This window comes from Halalkalibacter lacteus, from assembly GCF_036663595.1.
Lineage (GTDB): Bacteria > Bacillota > Bacilli > Bacillales > Bacillaceae_D > Halalkalibacter > Halalkalibacter lacteus.
Window position 1 is genome coordinate 1 of record NZ_JAWRVL010000015.1, and the last position, 13,062, is coordinate 13,062.

Sequence of the window (13,062 nt, forward strand, 5' to 3'; positions counted from 1 at the left end):
GCGGGGGACGGATTTGAACCGCCGACCTTCGGGTTATGAGCCCGACGAGCTACCAGACTGCTCCACCCCGCGTCGTTTTAAAGTAAACGATGATGCCATTTTTTAGATGTTGTCTTTTCCTCTACTCGATTCACTCTGATGCGTATGCGTCAAGAGGAAATACTTTATTTATTACTATAGAAATAAAATGGAGGAGGAAGAGGGATTCGAACCCCCGCGCGGTTTGACCCGCCTGTCGGTTTTCAAGACCGATCCCTTCAGCCAGACTTGGGTATTCCTCCGAAATCTTTTCTTGGTGGATCCTGTAGGACTCGAACCTACGACCAATCGGTTATGAGCCGACCGCTCTGACCAACTGAGCTAAGGATCCCAACTATAAATAGCGGCGGAGGGAGTCGAACCCACGACCTCACGGGTATGAACCGTACGCTCTAGCCAGCTGAGCTACACCGCCACAACATCATATTGGTGGAGCCTAGCGGGATCGAACCGCTGACCTCCTGCGTGCAAGGCAGGCGCTCTCCCAGCTGAGCTAAGGCCCCATTAGATTATGATAGAAGATTAACAACTTTCTAATCTGAAAGCAGGAAACTAGTAACAACCCTCGTCCTTAAAGCTAAATAGCAAGAGAGCGAATCTAGCTTATCGCTACCATCATACTTTTTCCGGCTCAGAATTTATACTCTACCACAAGATAATTCAAATAACAACAGGATGTTGGAAGTTTTTGTTCCAGTTCCACCTTAATCATGAATTAAATTTGCTGAGTCCAAGCACCGTACGTCAGTTTCGTATTCTTCCCCGGTAAAACACTACCATTCCGGGGGAGGCACGAAACCTGCGCTAACATGCTCTTACATCTACCTACCCTTTAACTCGATTCACCAACGGCTCAAATCCACTAATCCGCGATTCAACAACATCGCCGTCTCGAATGACGACTGGGTTAGGGGTGCCGGTCATAATAATATCTCCAGGAAGTAATGTCATGACTTTAGAGTGAAAGGCGACAAGATATGAAGGATTGTACCTCATATTAGCAACCGTATTCTGATGTTCCACTGTCCCATTTAACACCGTTGAAACTTCTAAAGTATGGACATCATCGCACTCATCGATCGTTATATAAGGTTATTCCTTTCGAGAAAGTTCTCATCTAAAATGGAAAAACAAGCGCTTGTTAAACAACTTTTAACACCCTTCTACGACCCTATAATCTTGTTCATAGCTAGGTTTCTTCACGTTATGGTGGACTTGCCTAAGAACCGCGAATTCATTTGTTTTTAGCGGTCTCATGTGACAGATTTTGTTTCTGATGTTGATTGTTTTTTGTAGGAGAACATATTTTTCTTTTGAGGTATAAAGTAGATTATGCATCTCGGCGATGTTGATGAGACTCCCGTAAGATTGCATGTTTGCTTGATATCTAGGAGACAACCGTTCCTCGATAAGATGTTTCAAGTGGGTTTCGATGTCATAAATGAGAGCAAAGGCTTGTAAGTGGTTGATTTTGTTTAGGTCCATTTATAACCTCCTTATGATATTCGTACAACCTTTTTCTTCGTAAAACGGTTATTCCCCTTCTTTTTGGAAATTTTATAATGAAACATTATATTACATATGTGTACATACCTCCATATCTATATATATGGAATTGATTGCAAAAAAATTCTAGGTAACCTGTAGAATTAGTTACCTAGATACCATTCTTATTGGAACAACCCATCCACGACTCTCCCTACATTCCCCACTAAATCCCTTTTCGACAAAAACCGGGCGGTAGCACCCGGAAAGATGTTTATGCCCGTTCAAATGTGGTAATAGAAAATATGGAGTATTATTATTGAATAAGATAAGATATAGACATATTAATTGCCAAATATGAAACTCTATAAAAAACGAAATGTTTGGTCCAGTAGGAAAAATAAAAAAGTTGTTTTACGATAGGGGGATTGGGATGGAATTCATTCCTGACGACATGTTAGCCTCTCTCATACCCTTGCTCCTTAGCATCTTGCTCAGTGGACTTATTGGGTTTGAAAGAGAAATAAAAAATCACCCTGCAGGATTACGCACGCATATATTAGTCGGGTTAGGCGCTTGTTTATTAATGCTTCTGTCTCTCAATGGTTTTTCTAGTTTTATTGAAAGTCATCAAGACACAGCAAGAGTCGATCCAGGTAGAATCCCTTCCTATGTAATAAGTGGGATCGGGTTCTTAGGAGCCGGAACCATTCTTGTTCAAGGCGGCTTGAGTGTGAAAGGCTTAACGACAGCTGCATCGATTTGGATTGTTGCCGGAATTGGGCTTGTCGTAGGGGCTGGCATGTATTTTGAAGCAATCGTCACTACACTGATTGTCTTAATCGTTTTATTTACGTTAAATAAGCTTGAAACGAAAATACTTCATAAGCAAACGGAAACAGTCTTACTTACGGTAACCGCAGAAAAAGGTGATCAAATCTTTACCGAAGTCTATACCCTTTTAAACGAAACACCCGTTACAATCCTAGAGACGAAAATGGAGAATAAAAACGAGGGCGAATCGATCTATTCATTTTTAATGAAAGAAACGAAGACAATGGAACTAATGGAGAAGCTCCAACAACTCAAAAAGATAAAGAAGATATCAGTCGTAAAACATCCGTAATAATTCCGTACATTTGGAATTATTACGGATGTTTTCTCATGAGGGAGGAAAAAAGAGGTATCTTAAAAGGGTCAGACACTTACTTATTAATTACTGTTTGTTTATCATCTAAAGAACGCTTCGTTAAAACAAGTCCTTTCAATGACACCCAAAATGTCGTTCCAATACCTACCTCGCTTATGACACCATATTTACCATTCATTAGCTTAGTAAGTTGAGCAACAATCGCTAACCCTAAACCTGTTCCTTTCCATTTGCTCATACACGTTTCACTTCTATAGAAGGGTTCAAAAATTAATTCAAGTTCATCACTTTGTATCCCAATACCCGTATCTTGAAAATACAATTTCATTTCTTCATTGTTTGTATCATACTCGGCATAGATACATACTTTACCACTTGGTTTATTATACGTAATAGCATTGTTTAATAAATTTGTTATGACTTGATTCAAACGTAATGGATCAGCCTCAATAAAAATAGCGTCATCCATATTTTCTATCTCAACAGTAATATCTGAATTGTTTGTATCAAAAATAGAGCTTACACAATGGTTAAGGAACGTTTTTAAGTGAATTTCCTCTAAGTTTATGCTTATTTTACCTGATTCCATTGCTGAAAAATCTAAGATTTCCTCGATTAACTGCAATAAATGCTTAGATGCATAAAGTATTTTTTGAACATTATATTGATAGTTTTTTTTGTGATTATCCAAAAGCATGATCTGTGAATAGCCTTGTATCGTATTTAATGGAGTCCGTAAGTCATGACTCATTTGTGATAAAAAAATATTTTTCATATAATTCGCTTTTTCTGCGTTTACCTTTGCAAGTTTAAGATGCTGTTCTCTTTCTTTTTGACGAGCCTTATCAACTAATAACCTCTGATTTTTTTTCTTTAACATTTTATTTTCTCTCTCAATCTTTAACAGCCGATCTCTTTCGGAATTTGATATCGTTAACAAATGGTTTTGATGGTAGAAAGGAGATTTCACAATTTGATCATCAATCATAAGATATTTATGCACTTTCAGCATTTCGGTTTGTATAACAGAAGAAGTAGTAAGTGAATTATACGAACAAACGGCTAGTATACTCTCTCCTCCCAAAAATTTATCGCACTCACACTCGTACATTCTCAACTCATAAACCAAGGAATTCTCGACTAAAACCTGTCCCCATATTCTCGTCATTTGCTTTTTATCTATATGAGGTTTTAATATTTTAACAAGGTTTTGAAAACTATCTTCAGCATTAAATTTACGATCTGAAAAATAATAGTCAGAATTACAAATATATGAAATCGATTCCAATTGATTGTTAGAATACCCTTTTAATAGTAATTTTTCTTTTACAGCATCGATAAATTCTTGACTTTCAACAAGTATTACTTTATCGGCTTTATCAATTCCCCCAGCTATAAAATCAGTAGCATTATTAATATACTTATCATACTCATTAAACATATATAGGATATGAGCACCATTTGAATCTAAACGATTATCTATTAGCTTTTGAAGAGTAAGGGCCTCTTTATTAACTCCTGATGCATAATCTTGTGCTGACATGACATGTTACCCCTCCATAAATTCTTATTATTAAATTAAGACCGTTACTTGACCCTGATTTGTTAACACTTCATCATGAAATAGTTTACATATAAAACTGTATTATCGATAATCAGAATTGTCAACTGAGTTAACACAAAATTTTGAATAATAAGACCTAGTACCCATGTAGCATTCATTGATTTCAAGTATCTTTCGCCGTTATCAACAGGCGCGCGGCGGAACCTATAAGTTGGCAGTGAAAGAGAACGATGCTACCAGAAGACTGGGCAATTAGTAAAGGTTGTCAAACGAGGGAAATTACAAAGTGAAATTGAAAAAGAGTTCGTATTCGTGGAAATGCCCACCCGGAGATGGGCTAGGAGTTGAGCAAAGGAGAAGTGAAGATACGATTTTAATGGTGATGAAAATGTACACAGTAGATAAAGCTAGTAGAGAAATATTGTAGGAGACTAAGAGAACAAATGATTAGCAGTCTGTAACGTTCGTAATCGCCATTCCGACCTCAAGGTACGGTAAGCTTTACATACCAAATATTATTTCGGTTGTTCGCGGAACCGCTTACAATAAAATCGATATAGTTCCTTCTTTCAAACACTATCAATGATGTTACCTAAAGTAGAATTTACTGTTAGAATGACCGTATCAATTTCAAAAGGTTTTTCTATATATTGTTTTATTCCAAGTTTTCCAATAAAATATTTCATTCGATAATTCGTTTCCTCAACGACACATATTAGTCCTGATGTGGTTACAGAAAACTCTGTTTTTCGTAATAATTGAAATAAAACCTCAAATTGATGGAAAGACTTAACTTCTAAAATTATAACGTCTGGCCTCAATAATTCGTAAGTCGTTACGATATGCTCAACTTGATTTACTGTATAAACGTTTTGATAACCTGCATTACTTAGGGAACATTTCAATAGTTTATTTAACCCTTCATATTCCTGGAAAATGAGTATCTTTCCTTTCAAAACACTAGTCATTTTCATCAACTACTTTCCTCGTATTATAGAAATATCGGGTATGTGTAGTTTAGAGGAAAATGAATCTTTTTGTCTACTTATGTTAGACCCCTTTCAACTAGTATTATTGCCACTTCAGCTTTTTTATATGCCCTTTCAGAAGCTATTTTTAACATTTTGTCAGATTCAATTTTCAAGACGGTTCTTTAGGAAACAACGTTGTTAGTGTCTCCTGTTCTTAGAAATAGTCGTTCTTGCATTTGTCCTTTACCATTCGTAAGTTTTATTACCGCTTCGTCTATATATTCCATAAGCATGGTTATCCATTTTAAGACACAACAAAAGACCTAACATAATAGGTCTTTTATTTGACGATTTTGCAACCCTATTATACTACTGAATTAGCTTTTGCACTTCGCTTATTTTCAATTTTGAAATATGAGCCGTTTCAGGATAGTTATCGAAATACGCTAAATATGTCTTTCCGATTGTCTCTACGCATCGCACATGATTAAGGTTAACAATATATGAGCGATGCGTTTGAAAGAATGCTGGATGAGAAATATTTTCAGAGAGCGTTTTGAGTGATTCAAGAGTTGTATAAGTCTCATTTTTTGTATGGATGACCGTCTCTTTTCCGGACTTCTCGATAAAATAAATAGCATTTATAGGAATATAAAAAGTTGACCGACCTTTTCTTAAAATTAACTTATTTTGATTATTATTTAATCCCTTTTTCTTACAGTCATTTTCAAGATTTATTAAGTTAAACGCTTTCTGAATTGCTTCAAATAATCTTTGTTGTTCAATAGGCTTTACGACATAATCAATTGCCGATATATTAAATGCTTCTACCGCATATTCATTATATCCAGTAATAAAAATAAACTTCAAATTAGGAATAAACTTCGTGCAAAGTTTAATTGCTTCCATCCCATTCAAGTTTGGCATTCCTATATCTGCTAGAACTAAGTCAATTTCTATTTCCTGTTTTGATACTAGTTCGAATAACTCTTTCCCATCTTTTACTTGGCTTACTACTTTAACGTCTGGCATATAACTAAGAAAACTCGTTAATATTTCTCTAGAATCTTCATTATCATCAGCAATAACGATATTATATACTGTCATACCTATCCTTCCTTACTGAAAAAACACCATAATTGTAAGTCCGATTAACGTAAGAAGTCCTGGGTTTGTAAGTTTTGTATTTGTATTTGTCATTTGGATATCCTCCTAAAATGTTGATTGATCTCTTTAAGTTGTCTTAATCATATCAATCATGAAAGGAGCTGTAATGGTTTGTGTTAGGTTATATAACACAGAAGAACATATATATTACATACATATTTTAAGATTGACCTAGGAAGCAAGCACACATTCTTTTTACACCGTGAAAAGGTACCTCAACCAAAAAGGGAATAAGTCTGATTCACAACCCCCTTCGCCTTAAATACGGAATATAGAGAAAAGCCTTCTCCATTTCCCTTTAGTTCCCCACTTCTCTTTAGGCTGTTGTATCGCTTCTTCTAAACGTTTATTAAAATCATTTTGTGAACGCCATTCTTTTTGCTGTTCGTCCCGCATTTTTTGTAATTCTTTTTGTAAGAATTCGCTTTTTTGTTTTTCTTGTTGCAGCAATGTTTCATAATTGGTCTTTTGTTGTTCAGTTAATTTCTCAATTTTAGCATGAGTTTTTTGTGCTGAATTTCCAATAGTAGAACTTATAACGTGATGATCTTGCTGGAGCCGGGAAACAGTTGTTTTAAGTTGAGACATACCGTTTGTCAATTGGACATTCATTTCACGTGTCGCTGCAAGTTCATTGCTTACAAACAGTAAGATCTCTTTTAATTGATTGGGATCGTGGGGTAAATTGTCATATGTATCGGGTATCGCTATTTCTGTTTCATTGAATCCTTCTAATCTTTCTTTTTGTTGATACACAAGGTCTTTTGCTGTATCGTCTAGGGGCTTGTCCGTATCGCGTAGCGCTATAAGCGCGTTGATGTCGGATTGAACAAAGATACGCCGTTCGCCATCTTTTAAAAACTCATACCCATTTCGCTCTAAGATTTGGCCATATTTTCGAACAGTCGGTGTTGCAATCCCCGCTTCTTCTGCTGCTTCCTTTGAAGAGAAAGATCGTTCATTCGGTTGGATATCGTGTCGCATATCGTACCTCCTTTTCTATTAAATATGAAGGTTTTTTGACAAATTTGCAAGCTATATCGCCCAGCGATACAGATTGTCATCTGTATCGGGTATCGCTATCTCTGTTTTATTGAACCTTCTACTCTTTCTTTTTGTTAATACACAAGGTCTTTTGCTGTATCGTCTAGGGACTTGTCCATATCGTGTGCCGCTATAAGCGCTTTGGTGTCGGATTGAAACTTAGATACGCAGATCGCAACCTTTTAAAAACTCAGCTATCGTCAAAGTAATTATTTCACGGGAAATACATGATACGACAAATTTCTTTTTTGAACGCACACTAAAAAAATGAGAGCAGATAGCAACTTATCATCCGCTCTCACTTATTAGTTTCATTCGACAAACTTCGGGTGGTGCCATGCACTAAGCCGCTTTCTCAGCAGTTTTTTGCTTTCGGCGATACACGATTTTGGATAATAACACACTACATTCATATAGAAAGAGCAGCGGGATAATAACTAGAATATCAGAAAGAAAATCCGGTGGAGTAATGAGCACCGACGTCACAATCAAGGCAAAATAAGCATATTTTCTAACTTTCTGTAAGCGATAAGGATTTAATATCCCGATACTTGTCAGGAACATAATAATGACTGGAAGTTCAAATAACAACCCGAATGGAAGGGTCATATTAATCAAAAAACGGAAATACTTCTCCGCCGTAAAGAAGTTCATAAACATATCTTCTGACAATGAAAGAAGGAAGTTAAAGACTATTGGAAAAATGAGAAAATATCCGAAGCATATACCAACAATAAAAAGGATAAATAAGGCTGGTATATAAGCAATCGTAACTTTTTGCTCGTTTTTATTTAATGCGGGCCGGACAAACAGCCATATTTGATGAGCTGCAATCGGTATCGTTCCTGCAAGGGCAATCACACTAGATAAAATTAAGTATACCCATAAAATATCACTAGGTCCTAGAATAGCCAGCTTTATTGTTAAGTCCTGAATTAGCCAGTTATAGATATTCTGTACATAAACAAAAGATAAAATAAAAAACACAATGAAGGTACCAACAGTAATGATTAGACGTTTACGCATTTCCTCTAAATGGCCAACAAGATTCATACCGTTTTTTCCCATTATTCACACCTCTAATTACAAAAAGAAGATGCAAGTTACTTAAGCTACTTACATCTTACTAGATTTATTTTGTTACATTGCCTTTTCTTTCTCAGCTTTTGATTGCTTTAATTCTGGCTCTTCATCTGAAACTAATTCTCGCGTTGATTTCTTAAATTCCTTTAATGTTGATCCTACTGCACGACCGAGTTCTGGCAATTTTGAAGGGCCGAAAATGATTAATGCAATAACGAGAACCAAGATCAAACCGGGAATCCCTATATTTTGTAGCATAACGTTGACCTCCTATTCATATGACCGTTTGAAGCCGTTGCTCCTTTTGGGGAAAGTAATTGAACAATTTGAAATCGGCTTTTTGACAACATACCTGGCATTTGTAATTTCCGAATCTTTTATCTTCCTTTGAAAGTGAATGAATGTGTGGAAGGTGAATGACCTCTAAACCTTCCTTCACATGGTTAGTGCATACTATGATCATTCATCATGCTCCTTCCACTCCTAGTATCATTCTTTGTTATTTAAAACTACCACCTTGAACCGCGACTAGACTCGAACGGCCAAAACTTTGCCCCGGATACTGATTCCACGTATCGGGATGCTGAACATCTAAAAATAAAGTCGTTTCATCAGGTGTTAACCATGGTCCCGTTACTTCGCAGCCTTTTGGACCTGATGCAAATTGTTGTGGAATCCCGTAGTTTTTCCCATCTGTTGGGATCATGAACACACCACAGTTTTTATAAGGCGCATAGACATTGTCTTCTGTAGCACCATAATCTTCTACAACCCAAAGGTTCCCTTTGCTGTCAAAGTGAAGGTTATCTGGGCAAGTAATGCCGCTTTTCTTCCCTCCAGCAACAAAAACTTCAAACGTAAATGAATCACTACCATGGTCACCATTTTTAGGTGCAAATCGAACAATTTGCCCATGGAAATTTCCGTGATTTGAATTATTCGTCAATGCTAAGAAAACTGTACCATCATGTGGGTGAATTTCGACATCTTCAGGACGATCTAGTAATGTACCTCCGACCACATGAGCTGCTGCACGTGCATTCGTTAACACATCGGCTTGATCAGCAAATTCTTTTTGAAGAGCGGAATTGGATGCATAATCAAGCGCAACCCATTGTTGCTTGCTAAGGTTAGCGACGTACAAGGTTCCTTCTTCTAAAATATCGAAATTCGCTTCGCGGTTTGCCGGATTGAACTGTTTCTTACTAATGAACTTATAGAAGCACTCATCACGTTTATCATCGCCCATATAAACGACAACTCTGCCGTCTTCTGTTAAGCCCATTGCTGTGTTTTCATGAGCGAAACGCCCTAATGCAGTATGCTTGCGTACCGGTTTCGTTGCATCAAATGGGTCGACTTCCACTACCCAACCGTAATGCTCTTCAGTAAAGTCAGGCCATCCATACGAGCTCGCATAGCCTGTATTTTCCTCACAAGATAAAGCCGTATTCCATAACGTGCGTCCGCCACTACAGTTTCCAAGGGAACCTTCAACTGTTGTCGCACCACCTACAGCCTTACTTCCACGAGCTGGACCTGTTAATTCGATCGTAGTTGTCCCATCGACACGACGGTTATATGTATCATCTTTTACAAGCTTCCATTCGCCTTTTTCTTTTTTTACACGAATAACAGAACCACCAACTGCTTCTTTTTCCATTTTCAGTAGCTTAGGATAGTTCTTTAGATCTTGTTTTTTAAACGTAGATGCATTCATTCCTAACATCTCCATGTAGTTCCCTGGCTCTGGGAATTCATGGTTTACCCAAATGAGTCCCTCTTCTGAATTGTTGCCACCTTTTAAACTGTCAATCGGAAAGTACACGGTAAGATCTGCTGCATCTCCAAATATTTCCCCTTTAGAGTTAATTTCATCTCCATAAGAGGCAATAATGTTATAGTTATAACCATTTGGCAAAATTAATTCATTTTCCCAACTACGTTCAACTGGTTTAAAAGGAACGGTAAGTGGTTTCCCTCCACCTTTAGCTTGTCCATCCATTAAATGATCTGCTGTCATCGCACTTGCTTTATTTGTTAAGGCATCAAGTCCTGATGATGCTGCAACTAATGCCGCAGTACTGCTTCCCATGTAAGTTAAAAATTTACGTCGACTAAATTGATTAGACATTCTGAACACCTCAACTTTTGTTTTTGGATTACAAGATTTATCATAAGGTATAATTATTAATCCACTGTTGAGTAAATGTTGAATTATTGTAAAAATAATGAAAACGTGGATTTTGATACATTCGAGTGATGACAAGCACCCAAACGAAATGTAAAATGAAAGAGATTTATACTTACGACTAGGGAGACTATCAAAAATGACGTTTCGATTAGAGTTATGTAGAAGTTTGAAAGACCCAGATACAAAATTCGACCAGTTACAAATTGCGGAAGTAGTGCCTCTTAATCTTGGAAAAATCACTTTTATTCTTTTCCTAAGTCTGATTGTCTCCTGTATTCAAGCCTACTTTGCATTGAATACAGAAGGGCTATCTCATCTAATAGCCGACTACTCGACAAATGAATTTGAATTAGCGAAATTTCTAATAGGTTTTGGTGGAATACTAGATGCTATCGTCTCTCCCCTCACCTATCTATTATTCACAAGTCTTTGGTTTTGGGTATTTCTTGATGAAGTCCATTTCCGACAAGCCTTTGTCGTAAATACAATTAGTATCTTTATCTTCACGATTGGCAAAATGATGTTACTCCCTTTTGAAATATGGCTTGGCGTTAATTCAGTCACATCTCCCTTTGCCTTAGGTGTAGTTGCACACCTTTTCACGATAAATGAATATTTAATCTATTTCTTTGGACATATATCAATATTTTTACTATGGACAATGATTATTCAAATTTATGCATTCTCAAGATTAGCTACTAATCGAAAAGTAGTTATTGTCCTTGTTACTGTATCTGTGCACGTATTGATCATTTTATTTACAGTATTTCTTCAATATGTAGTAACCTTTTTTTACTCTTAATCGATTGGTGGGAAACATTGTGAAAGCTTGGAAAAAATATAGTTTCGTCCTCATATGTATCGTCCTTTTTACTGTAAATATCCTTTTAATTGTAGATAGTGAAAATAACATTTCCCGCTTACAAATCATCGATCAACTGATTTTACCAGTAGAAGTAGATATCGTTCAATCGATTGAAAAGCCAGCTATCATTTCCTCCACAAACGAGAAGCATATCTATTACAATGAAAACCTTGGTTCCATGGGTGAGCTATATGTTGAAGACGAGCAAGAAGTTCAATTTGGTGACCTCTTATTTACATACAACAATATCGATTTAGATTCTGCTAAAAGAGAAATGGAATTGAAACTAGAACAAACTATCTTACGAACGGCTCAATTATCAGTAGAAATTGATTTACTTTATGCTCAACTATTAGAAGAAAGTGATTCACGTTATGCTCAACTTTCAGAAGGAAGTAACACCTTTACAAACAACACAGAAACTGAAACAACTGAAGAGAAAGTAGAGATTGATACGAGACGGTATGAAGTAGAAATTCTAGAGAAGCAGCATCAAATCGAGGAACTTCAATTGGAACAAGAAATCTATCAGCAATCTCTTTTGACAGTAAGTGAAAAAGAGCAAGAATTACAGATCACAAGTCCTGTTACAGGCATCGTCAAAGAGATTAGCACAAATAGAAACGATCCATTTATCACCCTTTTATCTACCCCTCTAGTAGTCAAAGGAGAGGTAACAGAAACGGAATCACTAGAAATAGATGAAGGAATGAGCGTACAAGTTTTCTATCATGATAAAGAACCTATTGACGGTACATTATCCCAAATTTCAAATCTCCCATCACAAGAGCCTACTCTTGAGAAAGAAACAACCTACCCATTTTTCGTGGACATAAATAACGAAGAGGATGGATTTAAAGTTGGGTACCATGTAGATGTAAGGATTATTCAAAGTGAAATTCCCAATGCGCTAACAGTTCCACCACACTCCTTGCTATCTAAGGAAGAAGAATATTTCGTGTTAGTTATTCAAGATGGACAAGTTGAAAAAAGAGACATCACTTTAGGGATGGTTACCACCAATATAAAGGAGGTAATAGCTGGCTTAGCTACAACTGATTTAATTGTTGCTGATCCTTCTACTATTACCTGGAACCATCCGTTTGTTACCACACTAAAGCTAGAAGAACTAGAAACGACTGCACTTTCATCCTTCAGAAAGAAAGAAATAGCCAAGCTTATGATAAAAGGATTTGTTCAATTGGGGCACCAAAGAGCAATACTCTAGCGATAAACTGTTTAACTGCCGCATGAAGATCGGCGAAGAATGGAATGTTTTTAAAAAGAAGTAACCACTCAACTCTTTGGTAGGATGAGGGGCGGTTACTTCTTTTTATTGGCGACTAGCTCGAAATTATCTCACTAATATCTATCAATCGTTTTAGTTACACTGCCTCTCCTATTTTTTCGTTTCATGTTAATACACCACCGCGCCTGGGACAGGAACGAAAAAAAAACTGAGAACCTAAAACAAGGACTCAGTTTTCCATATATTTATAT

Annotated in this window: 12 protein-coding genes and 4 tRNA genes; 3 read left to right on the plus strand and 13 right to left on the minus strand. The window is 36.7% G+C overall.

The window, feature by feature from the left end:
* Positions 1–188: 188 nt before the first annotated feature.
* The 6 genes from SAZ04_RS12210 to SAZ04_RS12235 all read right to left on the minus strand — a co-directional run bounded on the left by SAZ04_RS12210 (position 189) and on the right by SAZ04_RS12235 (position 1,524).
* Positions 189–281, minus strand: a tRNA-Ser gene (locus SAZ04_RS12210).
* A gap of 12 nt (positions 282–293) precedes the next feature.
* Positions 294–370, minus strand: a tRNA-Ile gene (locus tag SAZ04_RS12215).
* A 10-nt stretch (positions 371–380) separates the two neighbouring features.
* Positions 381–454, minus strand: a tRNA-Met gene (locus tag SAZ04_RS12220).
* Positions 455–466: 12 nt separating this feature from the next.
* A tRNA-Ala gene (locus SAZ04_RS12225) sits at positions 467–542 on the minus strand.
* A 322-nt stretch (positions 543–864) separates the two neighbouring features.
* Positions 865–1,125 (minus strand): fumarylacetoacetate hydrolase family protein, encoded by a 261-nt coding sequence (locus SAZ04_RS12230; protein ID WP_332695655.1) that lies wholly within the window; start codon positions 1,123–1,125, stop codon positions 865–867.
* A gap of 66 nt (positions 1,126–1,191) precedes the next feature.
* Positions 1,192–1,524 (minus strand): hypothetical protein, encoded by a 333-nt coding sequence (locus SAZ04_RS12235; protein ID WP_332695484.1) that lies wholly within the window; start codon positions 1,522–1,524, stop codon positions 1,192–1,194.
* A gap of 433 nt (positions 1,525–1,957) precedes the next feature.
* Here SAZ04_RS12235 and SAZ04_RS12240 point away from each other — a divergent pair, with 433 nt between their 5' ends.
* Positions 1,958–2,650 carry an MgtC/SapB family protein gene (locus SAZ04_RS12240; protein ID WP_332695485.1) on the plus strand — a complete coding sequence of 231 codons (693 nt, stop codon included), beginning with the start codon at positions 1,958–1,960 and terminating at the stop codon, positions 2,648–2,650.
* Positions 2,651–2,729: 79 nt separating this feature from the next.
* Here SAZ04_RS12240 and SAZ04_RS12245 read toward each other — a convergent pair whose 3' ends face one another.
* The 7 genes from SAZ04_RS12245 to SAZ04_RS12275 all read right to left on the minus strand — a co-directional run bounded on the left by SAZ04_RS12245 (position 2,730) and on the right by SAZ04_RS12275 (position 10,637).
* Complete coding sequence (locus tag SAZ04_RS12245; protein WP_332695486.1) at positions 2,730–4,217, minus strand: ATP-binding protein; 1,488 nt, start codon at positions 4,215–4,217, stop codon at positions 2,730–2,732.
* Positions 4,218–4,807: 590 nt separating this feature from the next.
* Positions 4,808–5,212 (minus strand): response regulator, encoded by a 405-nt coding sequence (locus tag SAZ04_RS12250; protein ID WP_332695488.1) that lies wholly within the window; start codon positions 5,210–5,212, stop codon positions 4,808–4,810.
* Between the two features lie 366 nt (positions 5,213–5,578).
* Positions 5,579–6,316 carry a LytR/AlgR family response regulator transcription factor gene (locus SAZ04_RS12255; protein ID WP_332695490.1) on the minus strand — a complete coding sequence of 246 codons (738 nt, stop codon included), beginning with the start codon at positions 6,314–6,316 and terminating at the stop codon, positions 5,579–5,581.
* A 318-nt stretch (positions 6,317–6,634) separates the two neighbouring features.
* On the minus strand, positions 6,635–7,360 hold the full coding sequence (locus SAZ04_RS12260; RefSeq protein WP_332695491.1) for a hypothetical protein: 726 nt from the start codon (positions 7,358–7,360) through the stop codon (positions 6,635–6,637).
* Between the two features lie 402 nt (positions 7,361–7,762).
* Positions 7,763–8,488 (minus strand): twin-arginine translocase subunit TatC, encoded by a 726-nt coding sequence (tatC, locus tag SAZ04_RS12265; protein ID WP_332695493.1) that lies wholly within the window; start codon positions 8,486–8,488, stop codon positions 7,763–7,765.
* A 72-nt stretch (positions 8,489–8,560) separates the two neighbouring features.
* Complete coding sequence (locus SAZ04_RS12270) at positions 8,561–8,761, minus strand: twin-arginine translocase TatA/TatE family subunit (protein ID WP_332695495.1); 201 nt, start codon at positions 8,759–8,761, stop codon at positions 8,561–8,563.
* A 241-nt stretch (positions 8,762–9,002) separates the two neighbouring features.
* On the minus strand, positions 9,003–10,637 hold the full coding sequence (locus SAZ04_RS12275) for a PhoX family protein (protein ID WP_332695497.1): 1,635 nt from the start codon (positions 10,635–10,637) through the stop codon (positions 9,003–9,005).
* 196 nt (positions 10,638–10,833) lie between these two features.
* Here SAZ04_RS12275 and SAZ04_RS12280 point away from each other — a divergent pair, with 196 nt between their 5' ends.
* Complete coding sequence (locus SAZ04_RS12280; RefSeq protein WP_332695499.1) at positions 10,834–11,499, plus strand: hypothetical protein; 666 nt, start codon at positions 10,834–10,836, stop codon at positions 11,497–11,499.
* 19 nt (positions 11,500–11,518) lie between these two features.
* Positions 11,519–12,790, plus strand: coding sequence for an efflux RND transporter periplasmic adaptor subunit (locus SAZ04_RS12285; protein WP_332695501.1), 1,272 nt, complete (start codon positions 11,519–11,521; stop codon positions 12,788–12,790).
* The last annotated feature ends 272 nt before the right edge of the window (positions 12,791–13,062 follow it).

What these genes read in the sequence shown, in the direction of transcription:
- SAZ04_RS12235 (WP_332695484.1), bottom strand. Translation starts at nt 1,524, where the DNA reads ATGGACCTAAACAAAATCAACCACTTACAAGCCTTTGCTCTCATTTAT.
- SAZ04_RS12240 (WP_332695485.1), top strand. Translation starts at nt 1,958, where the DNA reads ATGGAATTCATTCCTGACGACATGTTAGCCTCTCTCATACCCTTGCTC.
- SAZ04_RS12245 (WP_332695486.1), bottom strand. Translation starts at nt 4,217, where the DNA reads ATGTCAGCACAAGATTATGCATCAGGAGTTAATAAAGAGGCCCTTACT.
- SAZ04_RS12250 (WP_332695488.1), bottom strand. Translation starts at nt 5,212, where the DNA reads ATGAAAATGACTAGTGTTTTGAAAGGAAAGATACTCATTTTCCAGGAA.
- SAZ04_RS12255 (WP_332695490.1), bottom strand. Translation starts at nt 6,316, where the DNA reads ATGACAGTATATAATATCGTTATTGCTGATGATAATGAAGATTCTAGA.
- SAZ04_RS12260 (WP_332695491.1), bottom strand. Translation starts at nt 7,360, where the DNA reads ATGCGACACGATATCCAACCGAATGAACGATCTTTCTCTTCAAAGGAA.
- tatC (WP_332695493.1), bottom strand. Translation starts at nt 8,488, where the DNA reads ATGGGAAAAAACGGTATGAATCTTGTTGGCCATTTAGAGGAAATGCGT.
- SAZ04_RS12270 (WP_332695495.1), bottom strand. Translation starts at nt 8,761, where the DNA reads ATGCTACAAAATATAGGGATTCCCGGTTTGATCTTGGTTCTCGTTATT.
- SAZ04_RS12275 (WP_332695497.1), bottom strand. Translation starts at nt 10,637, where the DNA reads ATGTCTAATCAATTTAGTCGACGTAAATTTTTAACTTACATGGGAAGC.
- SAZ04_RS12280 (WP_332695499.1), top strand. Translation starts at nt 10,834, where the DNA reads ATGACGTTTCGATTAGAGTTATGTAGAAGTTTGAAAGACCCAGATACA.